At 63.9% G+C, this 19,116-nt stretch carries 14 protein-coding genes; 4 read left to right on the top strand and 10 right to left on the bottom strand.

Annotated features, from left to right (window positions below):
• Positions 1 to 76 precede the first annotated feature (76 nt).
• The 5 genes from CAER_RS0110600 to CAER_RS0110580 are packed head-to-tail and all read right to left on the bottom strand — an operon-like array spanning position 77 to position 7,286.
• On the bottom strand, positions 77 to 1,423 hold the full coding sequence (locus CAER_RS0110600) for a CoA transferase (RefSeq protein WP_027235331.1): 1,347 nt from the start codon (positions 1,421 to 1,423) through the stop codon (positions 77 to 79).
• Entirely contained in the window at positions 1,420 to 2,574 is a 1,155-nt protein-coding gene (locus tag CAER_RS0110595) for an ABC transporter permease (RefSeq protein ID WP_027235330.1), read from the bottom strand. Before CAER_RS0110595 ends, CAER_RS0110600 begins: the two co-directional genes overlap by 4 nt.
• Positions 2,571 to 3,599, bottom strand: coding sequence for an ABC transporter permease (locus CAER_RS0110590; protein ID WP_027235329.1), 1,029 nt, complete (start codon positions 3,597 to 3,599; stop codon positions 2,571 to 2,573). The genes CAER_RS0110595 and CAER_RS0110590 overlap by 4 nt, the downstream gene beginning before the upstream one ends.
• Positions 3,599 to 5,512, bottom strand: coding sequence for an ABC transporter substrate-binding protein (locus tag CAER_RS0110585; protein WP_027235328.1), 1,914 nt, complete (start codon positions 5,510 to 5,512; stop codon positions 3,599 to 3,601). The genes CAER_RS0110590 and CAER_RS0110585 overlap by 1 nt, the downstream gene beginning before the upstream one ends.
• Positions 5,505 to 7,286, bottom strand: coding sequence for an ABC transporter ATP-binding protein (locus CAER_RS0110580; RefSeq protein WP_027235327.1), 1,782 nt, complete (start codon positions 7,284 to 7,286; stop codon positions 5,505 to 5,507). The genes CAER_RS0110585 and CAER_RS0110580 overlap by 8 nt, the downstream gene beginning before the upstream one ends.
• A 330-nt stretch (positions 7,287 to 7,616) precedes the next feature.
• On the opposite strand from CAER_RS0110580, the gene CAER_RS0110575 reads away from it, so the two are divergent.
• Positions 7,617 to 8,282, top strand: coding sequence for a TetR/AcrR family transcriptional regulator (locus tag CAER_RS0110575; protein ID WP_027235326.1), 666 nt, complete (start codon positions 7,617 to 7,619; stop codon positions 8,280 to 8,282).
• 31 nt (positions 8,283 to 8,313) lie between these two features.
• On the opposite strand, the gene CAER_RS0110570 is transcribed toward CAER_RS0110575, so the two are convergent.
• Positions 8,314 to 11,736: an indolepyruvate ferredoxin oxidoreductase family protein gene (locus CAER_RS0110570; protein WP_027235325.1), complete on the bottom strand. Its 3,423-nt coding sequence runs from the start codon at positions 11,734 to 11,736 to the stop codon at positions 8,314 to 8,316.
• A 147-nt stretch (positions 11,737 to 11,883) separates the two neighbouring features.
• On the opposite strand from CAER_RS0110570, the gene CAER_RS0110565 reads away from it, so the two are divergent.
• Positions 11,884 to 12,342, top strand: coding sequence for an Lrp/AsnC family transcriptional regulator (locus CAER_RS0110565; RefSeq protein WP_027235324.1), 459 nt, complete (start codon positions 11,884 to 11,886; stop codon positions 12,340 to 12,342).
• 132 nt (positions 12,343 to 12,474) lie between these two features.
• On the opposite strand, the gene CAER_RS0110560 is transcribed toward CAER_RS0110565, so the two are convergent.
• Entirely contained in the window at positions 12,475 to 12,867 is a 393-nt protein-coding gene (locus tag CAER_RS0110560; protein ID WP_027235323.1) for a DUF3307 domain-containing protein, read from the bottom strand.
• Positions 12,868 to 13,114: 247 nt separating this feature from the next.
• On the opposite strand from CAER_RS0110560, the gene CAER_RS0110555 reads away from it, so the two are divergent.
• Positions 13,115 to 16,060, top strand: a complete 2,946-nt coding sequence (locus tag CAER_RS0110555; protein ID WP_209320219.1) for an ABC transporter transmembrane domain-containing protein — start codon at positions 13,115 to 13,117, stop codon at positions 16,058 to 16,060.
• Between the two features lie 32 nt (positions 16,061 to 16,092).
• Positions 16,093 to 16,941 (top strand): fumarylacetoacetate hydrolase family protein, encoded by an 849-nt coding sequence (locus CAER_RS0110550; RefSeq protein WP_027235321.1) that lies wholly within the window; start codon positions 16,093 to 16,095, stop codon positions 16,939 to 16,941.
• Positions 16,942 to 17,095: 154 nt separating this feature from the next.
• On the opposite strand, the gene CAER_RS0110545 is transcribed toward CAER_RS0110550, so the two are convergent.
• The 3 genes from CAER_RS0110545 to CAER_RS0110535 form a co-directional block, all read right to left on the bottom strand.
• Positions 17,096 to 17,380 (bottom strand): ArsR/SmtB family transcription factor, encoded by a 285-nt coding sequence (locus CAER_RS0110545; protein WP_008555493.1) that lies wholly within the window; start codon positions 17,378 to 17,380, stop codon positions 17,096 to 17,098.
• Between the two features lie 122 nt (positions 17,381 to 17,502).
• Positions 17,503 to 18,735 (bottom strand): mandelate racemase/muconate lactonizing enzyme family protein, encoded by a 1,233-nt coding sequence (locus CAER_RS0110540; protein ID WP_027235320.1) that lies wholly within the window; start codon positions 18,733 to 18,735, stop codon positions 17,503 to 17,505.
• A 3-nt stretch (positions 18,736 to 18,738) separates the two neighbouring features.
• Complete coding sequence (locus CAER_RS0110535) at positions 18,739 to 19,107, bottom strand: hypothetical protein (RefSeq protein ID WP_027235319.1); 369 nt, start codon at positions 19,105 to 19,107, stop codon at positions 18,739 to 18,741.
• Positions 19,108 to 19,116: the final 9 nt, after the last annotated feature.

Below are 19,116 nucleotides of genomic sequence, written 5' to 3'. Positions count from 1 at the left end.
ACCGCTGGCGCGCTCCGCTTGGGGTTGGGCGTGGCGCCGCGCTGCCGCGCGGCGCAGAGTGCCGGACAGCAACCGGTTATTCGGGCCAGCAGGCCGCGTTGCTGCCGCAGCATCCGGCTGGCAGATCCCAGCGGATCGGCTTTGATCCAATCCAGAGCGGGGGTGCGAGGCGGCGGCCCGGGCCCCAGCCGCTGTTCTCGATCTTTTCGCTGTAATCGCTACCGGCCGAAGTGGTGAGGGCCGGGCCTTCAGCAGATTCTGGCAGTCCGGCAAGCAGCTCAGCCGTGCGCGCGAGAGAAAGATGCGCTGACGGAACCTCCGCCCCCCCGGCCGCTGCGGTGAGCGCTGAGAGCACTGCGGCAGCCATCAGATAACCGGTGGCATGGTCGAGTGCCTGTACCGGCAGCGGAGCGGGCTTGTCCGATCCGGCCCAAGCGCGGCCGGCATCGGCGATCCCTGCGCTCATCTGCACCAGGCTGTCGAAGCCGCGGCGGGCGGCCCAGGGGCCGGTCCAGCCGTAAGCATCCAGCGTCACCTCCACCGCGTTGGGCGCAATTTGGCGGCGGCTGTCCGCCCCGTAACCCAGCCCGTCCAGAGCGCCGGGGCGGTAGCCATGCACCAGAACGTCCGCATCCGCCAGAAGTGTCTCGAACACCAGCCGGTCTTCGCCCTTGGTGAGATCCAGCGCCGCCATGCGCTTGCCCAGGGAAATATCGGTGATCACCCCCGGCTCATCCCAGCCGGGCGGGTCGATGCGCAGCACATCGGCGCCGAAACCGGCCAGAGTGCGTGTGGACACCGGACCCGCAAGCACCCGGGTCAGGTCGAGCACGCGCAGCCCTGCCAGCGGGCGCGCTGCCGTTGCCAGAGGCCGGTCCAGCAGCCGCACAGCGCGGGGGGAGGTCCAGTGGATAAGCGGCTCCGCCGCGACGGCGCGGCCTTGCGGATGCGTCAGCCACTCCGCGCGGCTGCGCATGGCCGCGGCCACACCGCCTTCGGCTACGATCTCGCTTTCCAGCCTGTCCGCCAGCCAATGGCGTACCGCTGCGGCTACGGCGCTGCGTTCGCCTGCGCAGCCAAGTACCCGCAGCGCGGCCTTGCGGTGGTGCGGCAGATTGGTGTGCAGGCGGATCCAGCCGTCCTGCGTTTCATACACGCCTGCAATGGCATCCCACAGGCTGGGAAGCTCCCAGCCATCGGGGCGGAAGCTGTAGCTGAACCAAAGCGACGCCAGCCGCTGATCGACGGTGACTTCAGGCGCCAAGGGCGCGAGGTTCAGCGCCTCAATCAGCCGTGCAAGCTCGAGGCCAACCGCGGCAATCGAGGCATTGGCCAGTTCCGTCACCGCAAAAGCGCTGCGCCATCGGCCGGTGCCGGTGAGGCGGTAAGCGCCCGTGGCGGGCAGGGCGGCAAGCAGCGTCATTGCTGATAGGGATCCAGACTGTCGCGCAGGCCGTCGCCAAGGAAGTTGAAGGCCAGCACGACAATGACAATCGGCAGCATCGGTACGGCCAGCCAGGGATAAATCTCAACCGCGGTAAGGTTCTGTGCGTCATTCAGCATCACCCCCCAGCTGACCGCCGGGGCGCGCAGGCCAAGGCCAAGAAACGAGAGCGCCGTTTCCCCCAGTATCATCGCGGGGATCGACAGCGTGGCCGAGGCAATCAGGTGCGACATGAAGTTCGGCAGCAGATGCTTGCGGATCACGCGTCCCGACGAGGCGCCCATCATTTCCGCGGCGCGGACATATTCCTCTTCCCGCAAGGACAGGAACTTGGAGCGCACAGAGCGTGCCAGCCCGGGCCAGTCAAGAATGCCGAGGATGATCGAAATGATGAAGAACACCGCAACCGGCGACCAATTTGATGGCACCGCGGCGGACAGCGCCAGCCACAAAGGCAGCTCCGGCAGCGACCGCAGGATTTCAATCACCCGGTTCACCAGCCAATCGACCCGGCCGCCGAAGTATCCGGCGATGCTGCCGAAAAAGATGCCAAGAACAAAGGAAACCGTAATCCCGATCAGACCAACCGTCAGCGACAGCTGCGCCCCGTAGGATACGCGGCTGAAGATGTCGCGGCCCAGACGGTCCGATCCTAGAATAAAGATCGTCGCCTCCTCGCTAGCACAGAACAAGTGGCGGTTGCTTTCGATGAAACCCGCCAGGTAATAGGTGCTGCCTTTGCAGAAAAACGTCAGCTTAAGCGGACGCGAAGTGTCCGGTTTGAATTCCCATTGAAAGGTCTCCAGGTTCGCCTCGGAAGTCATCGGATAGACGTAGGGCCCGATGAATTCACCCTCGTGGAACAGCTTGATGGATTGCGGCGGCGAATAAAGGTGCTCTGAAAACCGCTGATTGGGGCCGTATGGCGCAATGAAGCCTGCAAAGGGGATCAGGCCGTAGGCAATCAGAAGGAAGATGCCCGAGATCAGTCCCAGCTTATGCGTCTTGAACTTGCGCCAGACCAGCAGCCAGTTGGGGGCGTCCAGATCCTTGCGCTCCAGCTCGAGCAGCGAGGCTTGCGGGTCAAAGGGTTCATCGTCGACATAACGTCCGTCAGGCAGCTGGGTCATGCGCCGCGCCCCTCATAGCGGATTCTGGGATCAAGCAGCACCAGCAGCACGTCAGAAATCATGGTGCCGATGAGGGTGAGCAGGGCGACGAACATCAGCACGAAGCCCGACAGGAACATGTCCTGCGTCTTGAGCGCGGTCAGCAGGGTCGGGCCGATGGTTTGCAGCCCCAGCACGACCGACACCAGCACCGAGCCGGAAATCATCGCGGGCAGCAGGTTGCCGATATCGGCGACAAAGGGATTGAAGGCCACCCGCAGCGGGTATTTGGCCAGCATGCGCGAGGGTGCCATGCCCTTGGCAATGGCGGTTTCCACATACGGCTTGCCCAGTTCGTCCAGCATGTTGGCGCGCAGCCGCTGCATCATGGCAGAGGCGCCAGCGGTGCCGATCACGAAGGTCGGCACGATCAGATGCACCAGGATGGATTTCACCTTCTCCCAGTTCATCGGCGCGCCTTCGAATTCAGGCGCCATCAGCCCGCCGATTGGCAGGTCGAACCAGCGGTGGCCGTAATAGAACAGGATCAGCGCCAGCAGGAAGTTCGGCGTGGCCAAACCCAGGTAGCCGACAAAGGCGGTTGTGTAGTCGACCCAGGTGCGCGCCCGGGCCGCGGCCAGAACGCCCAGCGGCAGTGCCACGGCATAGACGAAGACCACAGCCGCCACGTTGACCAGAACGGTCAGCCACAGGCTGTCGCCAACTATATCGGCCACCGGGCTGTCGAACTCGAAAGACCAGCCGAAGTTGCCCTGGATCATGCCGGAAAACCCGTGCGGGCCGGGCATGAAGCCCATCCAGATCATGTATTGCTGCCACAGGGGCTTATCGAGCGCGTATTCCTTGCGTAGGAACTCCGCCTTGGCAACGCCCGCGGACTGGCCAGTGGCCTGCAATTCCGCAATCTGGTTCGACAGATAGTCGCCTGGCGGCAGGTTGATGATGGCAAAGATCAGCACCGACACCACCAGCAGAGTAAGCAGCATGGTGCCAAAGCGGTATATGGCGTATCGCAGAATTTCCATCAGCCTTCGCCATCCTCGAAGAAAAACTCATCCGGGTGGTAGACGCCGAAATGCGCCCCCGGATCCCAGGCCCAAACCGCCTTTTCCGGCACGTTGCGCAGGCGGTTGCTGACCACGACGGGCTGGGGGGCAGCGGCCACCACGCCGATGGCATAGACCTGGTCCGCGTGAATTTTCAGCATCTCGCGCCAGGCCGCGGCCCGGTCTTCATGGGTGGCGGCCATGTTCCAGTCCTGCAGCAGTGCCATCAGCCGCTGGGCAGGGGCCATGTCCGGCGGCTCGCCGGCGTTGCCGCCGGTCTGATAGTACTGGCCCCACTTCGGCCACGACAGGAACACCTGATCGGTTGGCGCCAGATAGGCCGGCGAGGTATAGGCTTGCGGCAGACCGTTGTCCCAGCCGAACCAGGCAGAGGACATGGTGGTGCCGGAAAACACCCGGTTGCGCAGAATGTCGCGGTCCAGCGGCCGCATCACCAGTTTCACTCCGACATCGCGCCAGTCGTCCGAGATGATCTGCAGCGCGTTTTCCACCTCCTGCCGCTCGCCCGCGGTTTCCACCACCAGCTCCATCCGGCGCCCATCGGGCAGATAGCGGATACCGTAGCCGTCTTTTTCGGTCAGGCCGGCCTCGTCCAGCAGCTGGCCAGCCAGCTCCGGGTCGAAGTCCGCCCAGGCCTCGCGCAGCGCGGGGTCGAAGAATTCGCTCTGCTCCAGCACTGTCATAGCGCCGGGCTTGGCCAGATTGAAATAGAGCGCCCGGTTGATGGCGCGCCGGTTGATGGCCAGTGACAGGGCCCGGCGCACCCGGACGTCGCGCAGGATTTCGCGCCAGACCGGGTCATTCACGTTGAGGTTCGGGTAGATCGCAATCTGAGAGGCGGCCCCGGAGGCCCACAGATAGGTCTTGTAGTTCCTGCCGTCCTTCTCCCCCTTGCGCAGGATCGGAATGTCGCGGAAGCCAAGGCCGCGGGCCTGCAAGTCTGCCTCGCCCGCGTTCGACTTGGCCGCCACAAGCCCGGCGGTGACGATTTCCATTTCCACCGTGTCGATATAGGGCAGCTGCACGCCGCGGCTGTCGATGCGGTGGTAATAAGGATTGCGCACGAACTGGTGGCGGATCTTCTTGCCGGGCGACGCGTTGATCCAGGGCTGCAGGGTCGGAAGCTCGTGGTTGTCGAACTTGTACATGTTGTCGTATTTGTTGTGCAGCGCCGCCCAGCTTTTGACGCGGGCGTAATCGACTTCTTCCGCCAGAACCTCCGGATCGGCATAGTCCGCGTGAAACTGCTTCAGGTACTTCGCCGGCCGGTAGATGAAGGGCGGACGGGCCTGGGCCAGCAGATGCATGAAGCCCGGATTGGGCGCGTCCCACTCGTAGACGACAGTGGTCTCGTCGGGAAAACTCACCCGCGGCAGCTTGCCCAGCACCCGCATGAAGTCGGGCGGCCCGGCCGGGCTCAGCAATTCGTTGTTGGCAACGTCCTCCCACCAGTACCGGAAATCGGCCGAGGTGAAGGGATCGCCGCTGGACCAGCGGTGGCCGGGCCGCAGTTTCAGAGTAAAACGGCGGTTGCCCTCATTCTCAAAGCTCAGCAGAATATCCGGCTGCAGCTGGTAGTTCTCGTCATATCCGGCCAGCCGGGCGTAGCCGTAGACCACCATCTGGCGGATGTCCTTGGAGCGGGTGACCATGGTGTTGAGAGTGCCGCCCTGAACGCCGAATTCACGTCCCTTGGCCGCCAGATCCACCACCAGCGGCACCTCTGGGATGCGTTTGGCGGCAGGCGGCATGTAACCGGCTTTGACCTCGGAGCGCCAGAAGGCGCTCTCCTGCACCTCGGGGCCGGCCTGTGCGGTAAGCGGTGCCAGGCAGAGCGCAGCGGCAAGGAGGGGCTTCAAAGCATCAAACATGGCAGCGTACCTTGTGGCCGTGTTCCAGGTGGAGCATGTTCACCAGCGGCGGCGCTTCGGCGCCGTCAAAGCGGAACTCCTCCGGCCAGCATTCCGGTGCACCGGCGCCCTGGGCAACCAGTTTCAAGTTGATGGGCCGATCGACATCCGGCTCCGGCTGGGCAGCGATCAGCGCTTTGGTGTAGGGGTGCTGGGGATTGTAAAACAGCGTTTCCGGCGGCGCCTGCTCGACGATCAGCCCGCGCCGCATCACCGCCACTTCATCGGCAATCCGGGCAACCACTGCGAGATCGTGGCTGATGAACAGATACGACAGTTTCTGCTGGTCGCGTATCTCTTCCAGCAGCCGCAGGATCTGCTCCTGCACCGAAACATCCAGTGCTGAGGTCGGCTCGTCGCAGACGATCAGCGCCGGGTCCAGCATCAGCGCGCGGGCGATGGACAGGCGCTGGCGCTGGCCGCCGGAAAAAGCGTGCGGGTAGCGCTTGAGCATGTCGGGCGACAACCCGACCAGCCGCAGCATATCGGCCGCCTTGTCACGGCGGTCGGCGCGGCTGCCGATGCGGTGGATGTCCAACGGCTCCACCAGCGTGTCCTGAATGCGCATCCTGGGTGACAGCGAGGAGTAGGGGTCCTGGAACACCATCTGTGCCTGGCGCTGAAAGGCGGTGCGTGCAGTGCGGTCCATGTCATGGACCGCAACCGCCGGCTCCCCGGGCGCCGGCCGGAACAGCACCTCGCCGCCGGGATCGGGCAGTTCTGCCCCCAGCGCGATCCGGGCCGCAGTGGTCTTGCCGGAGCCGCTCTCGCCGACGATCGCAAGTGTCTCTCCGCGGCTCATCCGCAGGTCGATCTCGCGGCAGGCGTGGATCAGGGTTGGCGCCTGCCAGCCCTTGCCGGCCCTGAGCGTGTAGGTCTTGGAGACCGATGTCATTTCCAAGATCAGGTCCTCGCGGGAGGGCGGGATGGCAACCACCGCCTCATCCGGGATTTCCGGCGCAGCCTTGAACAGCGCCTGGGTGTAGGGATGGGCCGGCGCACGCAGCATCGGCTCAGCCCCGCCGGATTCCATCACCCGGCCTTTGTGCATCACCACCACCTGTTCTGCCATGTTTGCGACGACGCCCAGATCATGGGTCACCAGGATCATCGCCATGCCGGTTTCGCGCTGCAGATCCTTCATCAGCCCCAGCACCTGCGCCTGGGTGGTCACATCCAGCGCCGTGGTCGGCTCATCGGCGATCAGCAGCTGAGGCTTGGCCACCATCGCCATGGCGATCATCGCCCGCTGCCGCATCCCCCCGGACAATTCAAAGGGGTAAGAGCGGTAGGTTTGTTCGGGCTCCGGGAAACCGACCCGTTCAAAGCACTCCAATACCAGTTTGCGGGCTTCGCGCTCGCTCTTTCGGCCATGCAGCCACAGCACCTCGGACACCTGGTTGCCGATCCGGTGCAAAGGGGACAAGGAACGCATCGGCTCCTGAAAGATCATCGACACGATGTTGCCGCGCACGTCGCGCATGCGGCGTTCTTCCAGCGTGGCCAGATCCAGCTGGCCCTTGCCCGTGTCCAGCAGGATGCGCCCTGAGCGCAGCTGCGCCACCTTCGGCAGGATGCGCAGAACCGCGCGGCAGGAGACTGTTTTGCCGGACCCGCTTTCCCCGACCAGGGCTAGTGTTTCGCCCGGCCGGACGGCAAAGCTCACGTCTTTCACGACGGAGTCGTCCTTGTTGAATCCTATGCTGAGGTTTTCGACGGACAGCAGCGGGCGCATTCAGATGTGTCCGCCCGGCTGATTCAAGGCGTGCATGAGATCGTGTGTTCCCCTGTTTTTTTGCCTCACCTTCGCGCGCCGGGCCCCGGTTAGTCAAACCCCATTTGGCCAGTGGCCCGCGGTGAAAGGGAAATTTAACCGGCATTTGCGTAGTGCAGCACGGCGCTGCGGCGGGTGGTCTGGAGCGAAACAGACCTGCCGCGCAGGGCCTGTGGCCTTCAGGCCACTCGGCTTTTACCGCTGTTGCCGGCCTGCGGAACTGCGATGTTGGCGCCCGCAGTCCCCCCGGAATAAGATGACCGTAAATGCGAAGGATCCGAAGGGACGCACATGGCGCAGAAACCTGTTCTCCACCGCGACGATCCGGAGGCTGAGCCGCTGGTCGGCAATATCAAAGTCACCCGCAATGACTGGCTGAATGTAGCGATGGATGTGCTGATCTCTGACGGGGTGGAGCAGGTGAAGGTGCTGGCGCTGGCGGAGCGGATGCAGGTCTCGCGCTCGTCCTTCTACTGGTATTTCAAGTCGCGCCAGGATCTGCTGGATGCGCTGCTGAAGACTTGGGAGCAGACCAACACCGCAGGCATGGTCCGCCAGGCCGAGGCTCCGGCCAGGACCATCACCGGGGCGGTGCTGAACGTGTTCCACTGCATCACCAACCCCAACCTGTTCAACACCGCCCTGGATTTCGCGGTGCGCGACTGGTCGCGCCGTTCCGGCAAAGTGCGCAGCCTGCTGGACCGCTCGGACCGCCGCCGGGTCGAAGCCTTGACCGGCATGTTCGAACGTTACGGCTACCCGGGGCGAGAGGCGGTGACCCGCGCCAAAGTGCTTTATTACATGCAGCTTGGCTATGACATGGCTGACCCGAACGAAAGCCACGCCCACCGGCTGGAGGTGACGCCGGAATACCTCAAGGTGTTCACCGGGCGCGAGCCGCTGCCGCAGGAAATGGAAGCCTTTACCGAATTCACCCGCCAGCACTGGGATGTGTGACACGCCGGCCCGTGCGGGCCGGCGGTTTGGATTACAGGTTGTTGAGCGTTTCCGCGGCGTCCGCACGGACATCCTTGGCGGCTTGCAGGCGCACCGGGCCGTAACCGCGGATTTCCATTGGCGCTTTCAGCAGCTTCAGGCAGGCTTCGCGCTTCTCTGCGGCGTAGCGGCTGGCGACGGTGTCGAGCATGCCCTCATACCAGGCCAGCAGCTCGCGGTGCAGCCGGGCCTCTTCGTGGTAGCCGAAGATGTTAAAGGCCGAACCGCGCAGAGCCTTGCCTTTGGCCAAAAGGTTCATCGCCGGACGCAGCCAGGCGCCAAAGGCCCGTTTGACCGGGCGCCCGCGTGCGTCCTGCTTCCAGTTCAGCAGCGGCGGGGCGAGGTGGTATTTCACGGAGAAATCGCCCTCGAACTCCTCCTCCAGCTGATGCCGGAACCTGTCGCTGGTCAGCAGCCTGGCGACCTCATACTCGTCCTTGTAGGCCATCAGTTTGAACAGCGACCGGGCTGCTGCTGCCGTCAGCTCCTCCTGCGCGTCGCGGGGCAGCGCCTCGCGGAACCGGTTCAGGGCCGCGGTATAGCGGCTGGCATAGGCCATGTTCTGATATCCGGTGAGGAAAGTAGCACGGCGCTCAATCAGCTCGTCCAGCGTTTCCTCCCTCTGGGGTGCTTCCTCGTAATGGCTGGCAACCAGGTTCGGATCAACCGCCATGGCGCGCCCGATGGCAAAGGCCAGGCGGTTCTTGTCAATCGCAACGCCGTTCAGCTCAATCGCCTGGTCCAGCGCGCCGGCGCTGACCGGCACCAGCCCCTTTTGCCAGGCAAAGCCCAGCATCATGACGTTGGCCAGAACCGCATCGCCCAGCATCTTTTCCGCCGCCTCATTGGCGTTGAAGCCGGAGAGGTTTTTCGGACCGACAGCATCGGCGATGGTCTTCTCGCGCACGCCCGCCATCAGGTCTGCATCGCGGCGCAGCACCAGGTCGCCAGTAGGCATCTCCGCCCGGTTCAGCACCACCTTGGTGCCGGACCGGTAATGGACCGAGGCCTTGGGCGCCGAGCTGACCACCACATCGCAGCCGATCACGGCATCCGCGCCGGCCTGATCAATCCGCACTTGGTTCAAAGTGTCCGGAGCAGTCGACAGCCGGATATAGCTCAGAACCGTGCCGAACTTCTGGGCAAAGCCGGTGAAATCCAACACGCTTGCGCCCTTGCCCTCCAGATGCGCCGCCATTGTGATCAGTGCGCCCACGGTGACAACGCCGGTGCCGCCAACCCCGGTGACCAGCAGGTCAAACGGCTCTGAAAGCGCGGGCAGTTCGGGCGCGGGCAGCTTGGCCGTCAGCGCAGCGGCATCCAGCCCGGCGATCTTCTTCTTGCGGCGGGCGGCACCTTCGACGGTTACAAAGCTGGGGCAGAAGCCGTTCAGGCAGGAAAAATCCTTGTTGCAGGTCGACAGGTTGATCTTGCGCTTGCGGCCAAAGGGCGTCTCCTTCGGCTCCACGCTCAGGCAGTTGGACTCCACCGAGCAATCCCCGCAGCCTTCGCAGACCAGATCGTTGATGAAGGCAAACTTGGCCGGGTCTTCCATCTTGCCGCGCTTGCGGCGGCGGCGCTTTTCGGTGGCGCAGGTCTGTTCGTAGATCAGCACGGTGACGCCGGGGATCTCGCGCAGTTCCCGCTGAACCGTGTCCAGCGCGCTGCGGTCGTGGAAGGTTGTGCCCGCCGGGAAGTCGCCGCGGCTGAACTTGCCGATGTCGTCCGAGACCAGGGCAATCCGTTCAACCCCTTCGGCACGGCAGGTCTGCGCGATGCCATGCACCGAGACCGGCCCGTCCACCGGCTGGCCGCCGGTCATCGCCACCGCGTCATTGTAAAGGATCTTGTAGGTGATGTTGGTGCCGGCCGCGACCGCCTGCCGGATCGCCAGCGAGCCGGAGTGATACCAGGTGCCTTCGCCCAGGTTCTGGAACACATGCTTGCCCCCGTTGAACTGCGAGGCCACGGTCCACGGCACGCCTTCGCCACCCATCTGCGCATAGCCCGCCGTCTCGCGGTCCATCCAGCTCGCCATCACGTGGCAGCCGATGCCGGAAAACGCCTTGGATCCCGCCGGCAGCTTGGTTGAGGTGTTGTGCGGGCAGCCGGAGCAGAAATAGGGCGTGCGGGTGGCACCAGGCACGTTCAGCACCTTCGGCGGCTCCGCAGTCAGCGCTGCCGCCTTAGCGGGCAGGTTTTCCTCCGGGAAGAACTTGTCCAGCCGCGCTGCCACGATCGGCGCCAGCAGCAGCGGGCTCAGCTCTCCGGTCCAGGGGATCAGCGGGTTGCCCTCGCTGTCGTATTTGCCGACCATCTTCTCCGGCTTGTTGCCGGGCCAGTCATAGAAGTTTTCCTTGAACTGGCTCTCGATGATGCCGCGCTTTTCTTCGACAACCAGAACTTCCTGCTTGCCCTTAACGAACTTCAGCGCATCGGTGCGGTCCAGCGGCCAGACCATGCCGACCTTGTAGATGTCGATGCCCAGGCGGCGGCACGCGGCCTCATCCAGCCCCAGAAGCCGCAGCGCCTCCATCAAGTCCAGGTGGCCCTTGCCGGTGGACACGAAACCGAAGCGGGCCTCTTTGATGTCATAGATCCGCTTGTCGATCGGGTTCGCCTCGGCAAAGGTGCGCACCGCGTCCAGCTTGGCGTGGATGCGGGTCTCGATCTCGGGCGAGGGCAGGTCGGCGCGGCGGATATGCAGGCCGCCGGGATACTCCGGCAGATCGGGAAAAACGAACTGGCGGTCCGGCTGCAGCTCGACCGAGCGCGCGCTTTCCACGGTTTCCGAAACCGCCTTGATGCCAACCCAGGTGCCGGAGTAGCGCGACAAGGCAAAGCCGTACTCGCCAAAGGTCAGATATTCAGAGACATCCGCCGGGTTCAGCACCGGCATGAACCAGGACATGAAGGCGACGTCAGACTGGTGCGGCATGGAGGAGCTGACACAGCCGTGGTCGTCGCCGGCCACCACTAGGACGCCGCCCTTGGCGGACGAGCCATAGGCGTTGCCGTGCTTCAGCGCGTCGCCCGACCGGTCGACGCCCGGTCCCTTGCCATACCACATGGAAAACACGCCCTCGACCTCGCAGTGCGGGTCCAGCACCGCCTGCTGGGCGCCCAGAACGGCGGTGGCGCCCAGGTCCTCGTTCACGGCGGGCATGAACTTGATCCGGTTTTCCTGCATCCGCGCCTTGGCGCGCCAGAATTCCAAGTCCACTCCGCCCAGCGGCGATCCGCGGTAGCCCGATACAAACCCTGCGGTGTTCAGCCCCGCTTCGCGGTCGCGGCGCGCCTGGTCCAGCATCACCCGGGCCAGCGCTTGGGTGCCGGTCAGGAACACTCGGCCCTTGGTCATCTCGTAACGGTCGTCCAGCTTGTAGCTGCGGAAATCGTGGCTCAGCTTGGTCATCGCGGGGGAAGTCCTTGCTCGGAAACTGTTGATCGCGGAAAGATAATCCTCCCTGCGTGAAATGAATTGCCAGACTTGCTGGTTTTACGAAGGAATATGGGTATATTACCCGAAAACTTGAGAAAGACCGGAAATTCTGACCGCCAGATGAAGCTTGATCACCGCGACCGCAGTATTTTGACCCTGCTGCAGGAAGATTCCCGCATCTCCAATGCCGACTTGGCGGAGGCAGTGGGCATGTCGCCCTCTGCCCTGTGGCGCCGGGTGCGGGCGCTGGAGGATGCGGGCATTATTGAGCACTACGGCGCGGTGGTGAATGCGCCTGCCATGGGCCTGGCGTTCCAGGCCATTGTGCACGTGCATCTGACCCGCCACGATCCGGACAAGCTGGTGGAGTTCATCCGGGCGGTGGAGACCAGCCCGCTGGTGCAGGAATGCTATGCCACCACCGGCCAGGCCGATTATCATCTGCGGGTGCTGGCGCCTGATCTGGACGCCTATAACCGGTTCCTGGAGGATTTCCTGTTCCGCCTTCCGGCGGTTGCCAGTGCCCAGACCAATGTGGTGCTTCGCACGATCAAACGGGACAAGCCTGTGGTACCCTGAAAAGTGCGCCTTCGGCGCATGCCTCCGGCAGGGGTATTTGCGCAAAGTAAAATTAGCCCCGTTCTTGAGCTCCTTCTTTGCAGAAGTACCCCGGGGGGCTGGGGGGGGCGCTCCCAAGCCGGCGGCCGCCTTCTACATCGCGGCGTATTTCACCCAGGCCCAGGCCATGGCGATATAGGTCAGCTGGTGCAGCGCCTGGTCAGAGCCCATCGCCTGCCAGAACAACGGTTGCTGCGGGTTCAGCTTGCGGCGCTCGGAGAACCGGGCCTTGCCGAAGTCGATGTGGAAATGCACCACCCATTCCAGCGCACCGAGCACCAGGATGAACATCACCGGTGCGCCGAACAGCAAAAAGACGATGGCTGATCCGATGACATGAACCCCGGCATGCTGGGCGCGCCCCACGTGGACATAGGCACAGCGGCCGGATAGCATTTTGGGCGTTTGCAGAAAGAAGTCGGCAAACAGGTGTTTGACCTGCAAAGCGCAGAGCAGCAGCAGAACAGATCCGACATAGTCCGGCAAACCGAATGACCTCCAGCATGGGTACCTGGCTGGAACCTTACGGATTTTTCGCCGCCTGGCAAATGCCGCGCCAGCAGGGTGCCGTAACGGGACAAAGCGGATTTCTGCCCATTGCCTGTGCCCGCCAAACCGCGCTACCCATAAGGCAGACCACACCCGAAGCCGCCATTGATGGAGCTTTCCCATCGAACGCTCTCTGTTCCGTTTCATCTGGAAATACTCGAAACGCGATCAGCTGGTGCTGCTGATGGTCACCGCCTGCCTGTTCCCGCTGCTGTATCTGACGCTGGAACTGCCCAAGCGGATAATCAACGATGCAATCGGCTCGGAAACTTCCACCGTCACTGTGCTCGGCTACAGTTTCGACCAACTGACGTTCCTGTGGATCCTGTGCGGCGCCTTCCTGGTGTCGGTTCTCTGTCACGGCTTGCTGAAAATGCGGATCAACACCATGAAGGGGGTGCTGGCCGAGCGCATGCTGCGCCGCTTCCGCTATCAGCTGATCGCCCGGGTGCTGCGCTTTCCGCAGCCATATTTCGAGCGCGTCAGCCAGGGCGAACTGGTGTCGATGGTGACCTCCGAGTCGGAACCGATGGGCGGGCTGATGGGGGATGCGGTCAGCCAGCCGGTACTGCAAGCGGGCCAGATGCTGACCATCCTGTTCTTCCTGTTCCTGCAGAACTTCTGGTTCGGGATGGCGGCGATTGCGCTTATTCCGCTGCAGGGATGGCTGATCCCGATGCTGCAGCGCCAGATCAACCAGCTGAACAAAAAGCGGATCAAGCAGGTGCGCGCGCTGGCCACTGAGATCGGCGAAAGCGCCGCGGGCGCCGCGACGCTGAGGATCAACGGCGGCTGGCGCTACCGGATGGCGGTGATCACCGAACGGCTGGGACGGCTGTACGAAATCCGCTTCCAGATCTATCAGAAGAAGTTCTTTATGAAGTTTCTCAACAACTTCATAACCCAGCTGACCCCCTTCTTCTTCTATGCGGTCGGCGGCTATCTGGTGCTGCAAGGCAAGGTCTCGCTGGGGGCGCTGGTGGCGGCGCTAGCCGCCTACAAGGACCTCGCAGCACCCTGGAAAGAGCTGCTGGCCTATTACAACCAGACCCAGGACATGAGCTTGCGCTGGGACGTGGTTCTTGAGCGCTTTGCACCGCAGGGGATGGTCGGCGAAAAGCTGATGACCGGCGAGCCGGAGGAACTGGCGCACCTCAAAGGTGACATTGTGCTGGATTCCGTCACCGTGCGGGACGCCGACGGGAACCTTGTGCTGGAGGAGCTGAGTGCCGCTTTCCCCGCCGGGCAGGTGATCGGGATTGCCGCCCCCTCGGAGGAAGACAGGCGCGCCCTGGCGGAACTTCTGACAAGGGAGATTCTGCCGTCGTCGGGCGCGGTGACGGTGGCGGACCAGAACCTCAGCGGCATGCACCAGGCCACGCTGGCGGCACGGATCGGCTACGCCACCTCGCGGCCGGTTCTGTTTCAGGGCTCGTTCGGCGACAATGTGATGATGCCGATGCGCCTGCGCCCGCTGGGCGAGGCGCAAGACCTTGAGCGGCTGGAAACGGCCATTCGGGCTGGCAACAGCCCGGACCCCTTTGACGCGCCCTGGCTGGACCCGGAGCTGGCGGGATTCTCCAGCGAGGAGGAGCTGCGGGGCTGGTGGCTGAAACTGGTGGAGGGGATAGGGTCCGACACCGCATTGTTCCGCCGCGGCATCGAGCAGTACTTTGAGGCCCCTGCGCACCCGGACCTTGCAGAACAGCTGGTCAGGCTGCGCCCGGCTGTGCGCGAGGCCGTCAAGATCGCAGGCCTGGACGTGCATGTGCATTTTCTGGACGCGGACAGCTACAACCCGGCACTGCCGGTTGCGGAGAACCTGCTGTTTGCCGCGTCTCAAGAAACCATGACCGTTGAAACGCTGCTGCGGCACGCGGAGTTTCTCGGCCAGCTCAAGCAGCTGGGGCTGGACAAGGGGCTGGTGTCGCTGACCCGCGACGTGGTGGAGATGCTGCGGCAGATCTTTGGCATGGATGGCACCGGCCACCCGCTGTTCCGCAAACTGGGGCTGGATGTGGAGGCCTATGAGGCAGCGATTGCCCTGGTTGACCGGCAGGGGGCCGACAACGCCGCAGCGCTCAGCCGCGAAGAGCTGGCGCAGCTGCTGATCGTGCCCTTCACCATTTCTGCGGAACAGATCGGCCCGGCGTTTGAGGACGGGATGAAGGAGCGCATCCTGAGTTTCCGCCGCACGCACGGGGAAAGCCTGCTGGAAACGCTGGGGGCAAGCTTTGTGCCGTTTTCCGGCGGCAGTTTTGCGCCCACCTTGACGGTTCTTGAAAACGCCTTGTTCGGTAAAATCTCCGATGCGGCCGGCGCCAAAGGCGACGAGGTGCGCAAGCTGGTTTCGGATCTGATGGTGCGCGAGGGGCTGCGCGACCAGGTGGTAGAGCTGATCTTTGACATGCCGATCGCCGTCGGCGGGCAAGGGCTGGCAGCCAGTTTCGCAGAACCGCTGGCATTCTGCCGGGCCACCATCAAGCGGCCGGATATCCTGATCCTGGATTCCGCCATGGCGAGCTATGACCTTGAAACCCGGGTGGCAGTGCACAAAAACCTGCGCAAACTGCTGCCGGACACCACGCTGATCTACCTAGCGTCCGGCTTCCAGAATCCGGATGTTTTCGACGTCTTTTATGAACTGCGCCAGGGACGGCTGGTCAGCGACGAGGCGCAGGAGGTGGCGGCCAGCGAGGGGGCGGCCAGCCAGGACCTCGCCCGCAAGCTTCGGGCGCTGGAACAGACGGAACTGTTCTCCGGCCTGAACCGCCGCCAGCTGCGCCTGCTGGCATTCGGCGCACGCTGGTACGAGGCCGCCAAAGGCGAGGCGGTTTTTCTCAAGGATGATGAGGCCTCGGACGGCGCCTATATGATCCTCGAAGGCGAGGCGGGGCTTTATCTGCCGCAGGAGGGTGCAGAGGACCGGTTGATTGCCAGGGTCGGGCCCGGGCGGCTGGTCGGAGAGCTGGGGCTGATCCGGCAGGAGCCCCGGGCGCTGAGCATGATAGCGGAGAGCGACCTGCGCTGCCTGCGCATCGGCGAGGAGGAATTCCTGGCGGTTGTCGAAAACGATGCCTCGACCGCCTTCAAGCTGCTGCAGGTGGTGGCGGGCTACGTCTCCAACTGAACCGGAACAACCAGGACACAGGGGAAACACTCATGAAACTGCTGCGATACCGCGCCGGGGGAGACGTGCGGCCGGGGTTGTTGGACAGCGCTGGCGCGGTCCGGGACCTGTCCGCGCATGTGCCGGATATCACCGGAGCGGTGCTGGATGACGCGACCTTGGCCCGGCTGGCCGCGCTGGACCCGCAAACCCTGCCGCTGGTGCCGGGCGCGCCGGACCTGGCGCCGTGTGTCGGCCAGGCCGGCAAATTTCTGGGGATCGGCCTCAACTACACCGATCACGCCGAAGAAATGAACATGGATCTGCCGGAGCATCCGATCCTCTTCCTCAAGGCCACGTCTTCGATTGTTGGCGCAAATGACGACGTGATCCTGCCGCGCGGCTCGGTTGCTGCGGATTGGGAGGTGGAATTGGGCGTGGTGATCGGCACCGCTGCCAAATACGTGCCGGAGGCAGAGGCGCTGAACCACGTTGCGGGGTACTGCGTGATCAACGATGTGTCGGAGCGCGACTTTCAGACTAAGCTGACCGGCCAATGGACCAAGGGCAAGAGCTGCGACAGCTTCGGGCCCATAGGCCCCTGGCTGGTGACCCGGGACGAGGTGCCCGATCCGCAGGCGCTGTGGCTCACGTGCGACGTGAACGGCGAACGCAAACAAACCGGCAGCACCCGCACAATGGTATTCACAGTGGCCCAGATCATCGCGCATCTGAGCCAGCTGATGACCTTGCACCCAGGCGACGTGATCGCCACCGGGACACCGCCGGGCGTAGGCATGGGGATCAAGCCCGCACCGGTCTATCTGAAGCCGGGTGACGTGATGCGGCTGGAGATCGAGGGCTTGGGCGTTCAGACCCAGACCGTGCGCGCGGACAGCTGAGGCAAGGCGGGTGAGGCAAGGCGGGGCGCTCCCGCCCGTCCCGGCGCATTCGCAGAATGCCCCATTCCGGTTGGGCGTGGCGCTGCGCAAAGCGCAGCGCGGGGTCCGCTTCAGGGCAGGCCGTTGATTTCAGACCGGGCTGCCGGCCGGCCGCTCAGAGTCCGCTGCAGAAATGCTTGTAAAGCAGGGCTATGGTCTCTTCCGTTTTTGGATCCTGCAGCGAGTAATACACCGTTTTCCCCTCGCGCCGGGTGGCAACCAGGCCTTCCTCGCGCAGACGGGCCAGCATCTGGCTGACCGCGGCCTGGCGCATGTCCAGCAGTCCCTCCAGTTCCCCGACCGACCGCTCGCCTGCGCCTAAGTGGCACAGAATCATCAGCCGCCCCTCATGGGCCAGCGCCTTGAGGAAGGCAGCCGCGGCGGCGGCGCTTTCTTGCATGTTCTGAGGGGTTTCCGGGGGAAGGGCGTCTTGGTGCGAAACGGTCAATGCTCAGGTCCTGCGGTCGTCTTTTCCCGGCAACATGACCATTTCCGGCAGCCGAGTCACCCCGCAGTTGCGTTTCATTCGACAATCGGCGGAGAGCCACCGGCAAAAGCATTGCCATTGGCATAGTCACAGGGGTCTTCCTGCATATTGAGGTGCAGATCGCTGCCGGTGAAGGGATGCGCGCGGGCCAGATCTTCGTCCACCTCGATGCCCAGCCCCGGTGCATCCGGCGGTGCGGCAAAGCCGTTTTCGACCCGGATCGAACCCTTGATCAGCTGGTCGTGGAATGGTGTCTCAATGGTTTCCAGCAGCAGGATGTTGGGAATCGAGGCAGCGAGGTGAATGTTGGCGGCCCATTCCACCGGCCCGGCATAAAGATGCGGTGCCATCTGGGCGTTGAACACCTCTGCGATGGCGGCCACTTTCTTCATTTCCCAGATGCCCCCGGCCCTGCCCAGGGCGGGCTGCAGGATCTCAGCAGCACCTGCGCGCAGCACTGCGGCGAACTCGGATTTGGTCGTCATCCGCTCGCCTGTGGCCACCGGAATTCGCACGCTGCGGGCAACCCGGGCCATGTCTTCGATATTGTCTGGCGGGGTGGGTTCCTCGAACCACAGCGGTGCGTAGGGTTCCAGCGCCTGACCTAGGCGGATCGCGCCCGCGGTATTGAACTGGCCATGGGTGCCGAACAGCAGATCCGCCTTGTCGCCCACCGCCTCGCGGATTGCCTTGCAGAACGCCACCGACAGCGAGATGTCGGACATTGCAGGCATGTGGCCGCCTCGCATTGTATAGGGGCCTGCGGGGTCGAATTTGAGTGCGGTGAAGCCTTCGCTCACCTTTTGTGCCGCCGCTTCCGCCGCCATCTCAGGCGAGGTCCAGAACGCTGAAGTGTCATGCTGCGGCAGCGGGTAGAGGTAGGTATAGGCGCGGATGCGCTCGTTCATCCGCCCGCCGAGCAAGGCGTGAACCGGGCGGCCGCGGTCCTTGCCCAGAATATCCCAGCAGGCGATTTCCAGTCCAGAAAACGCCCCCATCACCGTCAGGTCGGGCCGCTGGGTGAAGCCGGAGGAATAGGCGCGGCGGAACATCAGCTCAATGTTCTCCGGGTTTTCCCCGGCCATGTGCCGCTCGAACACGTCGCGGATCACGTGGGTCATCGCCTCCGGCCCGACGGAGGATGCGTAGCATTCGCCCCAGCCGGTGATGCCGGTGTCGGTGGTGACTTTCACCAGAATCCAGTACCGCCCGCCCCAGCCGGGGGCAGGCGGGGCGGTGACGATGACATCCAGGTCTTGCAGCTTCATGGCCTACCGCTCCGCCGCCGTATCAAAGGCGGCCAGTTCCCTGTTGATTTCCTCCACCGCGGGCTGCGGGGCGAAGAAGGTGACATCTGCCTCGCCGCCGCGCTCCATCATAACCTCGATTTCGAAATGCGCAGGCGCGCCGTCAAAACCGCCGTCGATGCGCCAGCGGCGCTTCTGCTGTTCGCCGAGCTCCGGCAGCGCCGCGGCGGCCTCGGCCGCAAGCCCGCCGGGCAGTCCAAAACGGCGATTGTTGGCAAGCCGGATCAGGAAGGGGGCAATCTCATCCACCCCAAACAGCATCGACGTGTCCGAGGTGGCGGGGGCCGGTTTTACCGCCTCAGGCTTGAACAGGCTGGTCAGGAATTTCAGCACGTGCTGCGC

The sequence above is a fragment of the Leisingera caerulea DSM 24564 genome (assembly GCF_000473325.1).
Lineage (GTDB): Bacteria > Pseudomonadota > Alphaproteobacteria > Rhodobacterales > Rhodobacteraceae > Leisingera > Leisingera caerulea.
This window is presented reverse-complemented; position numbering and strand designations above follow the sequence as displayed.